The organism is Synechococcus sp. R55.7 (assembly GCF_047461955.1).
In the GTDB taxonomy this organism is placed as follows: Bacteria; Cyanobacteriota; Cyanobacteriia; order Thermostichales; family Thermostichaceae; genus Thermostichus.
This window is the reverse complement of the sequence record NZ_JANSIC010000300.1, coordinates 1-2,218: the sequence shown is the minus strand read 5'-3', so window position 1 is coordinate 2,218 and position 2,218 is coordinate 1. Positions and strand designations below refer to the sequence as shown.

Here is a 2,218-nt window from a genome sequence, read left to right as displayed (position 1 = left end):
CTCTACGATTGCGGCAGCCGCACGTCCATCACGGTGCCGCGCAAGTTGTAGCCAAAGGTCTCTAGCTCTAGGGGAACACCGATTTTGACGCGATTGTTGCCCAGGACGATGCCATTCTCGGTGCGCTGGCCCCGCCCCCGCAAGGTAAACACCAGATCGAGGCGATAGGCTTCGGGATCGGGCAAGTTCTGCACCCGCCCATCGGGGAAAACCACTGGCACCGTGCGGCTGACATTTTCCACTCGCACCACCTCCACCTGGCCGTAGGGCTGGTTGCGGATGATCAGGTCAGCCTTCTGCCCCGCCTGAAAAGGTTCCATAGAGCGGCTGCTGACCCCGCGCACAATCATGTCCACTTCCACCGGCAGCGTGGGGCCACCTCCCACCTGGACGACACTGCCCGCCTGCCGACCCGGAAAGAACAAGACGGCGACAATGGCCACCACCACAATTGCCAGAGCTCCCAGATCCAAGAGGCTGACCTTTCCCAAAAGCCGCCCCTGCTCGTCAATGAGCCGCATATCACCTCTCCTCGCACACCCTGTCTTGATTCTAGGCAGGTTTGTTCTCCAAGTGGCTTTCTCGCCCTAAGGGATCCAGGCTAGGGCGCTGCTGCCCAGCGGTAGGCGGCGTTCCCGCCAGCGGTGCGAACCACTTTGTCCATCAGGAATGGGCAGCCCGTCCTGCAAATCCACCAACCACACTTGCGAGGCCATGATGGCTTGCCCGCTACGGCTAAGGGGAGCCGAGGGATCCGGGATCCCTGGGAACGGTTCCAAGAGCGTGTAGGCCAGCATGCGTCCATCCGGGGAAATGCTGAAGTCCAGATCGACGGGATAGGTGGCTCGAACCACCTCTATGGCGTTGCCTGCTTCAGTGCCGAGCGTTATCGCCAGCAGGCGGGGCGACTCGGTGTAGCTGGGGGAGTCCATCGCGACCTCGCCAACAGAATCATGCTCCGCACCGCTAACGTGAGAGACCTCACTGACCAAGGCGTAGAAGATGGGCGCCCGAGGGGAAAAAGCCCCTTTCAGGATGGATCCCTGGGTTCTCAAAATCTCCTCGCTGTTGCCGGTATTGCTGACGATGGAGAGGCTGCGGGTGTAGTCGGGATTGAAGCGCAGCAAAGCCCCGAAAGCCCCATCGGGGCGGATGGCTAAGGTTTGGCCGAACTGGGCTAGAAAGCTCTCCGCTGCCGCCCGTGGATGCAAGGGTACGATCCCCACCCCCTGTCCCTGCGAGATGAGCAGGCTGCTCTCATCGGGGCTAATGAAAAAATCTCCCCCCACCGCCGTATCCAGCTCTAGACGTTCAAAGGGATCCCGGCTTGTTTTCTGGATCCACAGCTCCGTCTGGACGGCAGCCATGGGATCCCGTTGCAGCGGGATCCGCTCTGCCACCACCAATTCCCCCGTCGGCGAGACTTGGAAGCGCAGGTTTTGGTAACCCTGATGATCCAGCAGCAACTGCGAAGACTGATCCTCCAGATCCAGTCGGTACAGATCCTGGTGCTGTGGGTTGGTGGCCGTGGCGAAATAGTACACGAAGCGGCCATCGGCACTGGGCTGCATTTGGGTTACCTTGACCCCAGCCGGAGTCAGCAGGGTAGTGGATCCCGTCTCCAGGTTGAACAGAAACAGTCGCCCTCGCTGGGCAGGTTCGGTGCTGATCCCCAGCAACTGCCGATCCGGCGTGCGGAATTCCCCCTCAAAGGGCTGGGCCATGGGCTGGCCCCGTTCATCCACGGCTGCCTGCAGGCGCACCCGGTAGGTCTGGCCGTAAGGGGCTGGTTCTGTCAGCGTCCAAAAAAAGCGGCGACCCAGCTTGCGCATTCGGCCTGGCAGAGGGGGCTGGATCTCCAAATGCTCTTCAACACTGACGGGATCCATCGGGCGGTTGAAGGTGAGCACCATCTGCACTTCTTGCGCCCCCACCCGTTGCTGTTGCCAGTTAAAGTCCCGCACGTAAGGAGCTGTGTGGTTGCCCAACACCACCAGGATCACCCCGATGGCCAGGTTGCAGAGGGTGATCCCGGCCACCCAGCGATCCAGAGGCTGTGGGAACCACCGCGTCAGGGTTGCGCGCCAGTAAGATCCCGACCGGGCAGACATCTGACTCATAGGTTACAAACAACAGACAGGTATGGGCAGCCAGAACTTGGGGAGCTGCCTATTGCAGCATCAAAAAAAGAAAGTCTTCTAGGTTGGTTAGGAAGGTC

At 60.6% G+C, this 2,218-nt stretch carries 2 protein-coding genes; both read right to left on the bottom strand.

What is annotated here, in order from left to right:
• Window positions 1-2: 2 nt before the first annotated feature.
• Entirely contained in the window at window positions 3-521 is a 519-nt protein-coding gene (locus tag NW820_RS11925; protein ID WP_414342569.1) for a DUF4330 domain-containing protein, read from the bottom strand.
• 66 nt (window positions 522-587) lie between these two features.
• Window positions 588-2,111 (bottom strand): hypothetical protein, encoded by a 1,524-nt coding sequence (locus NW820_RS11920; protein ID WP_414407593.1) that lies wholly within the window; start codon window positions 2,109-2,111, stop codon window positions 588-590.
• Window positions 2,112-2,218 lie beyond the last annotated feature (107 nt).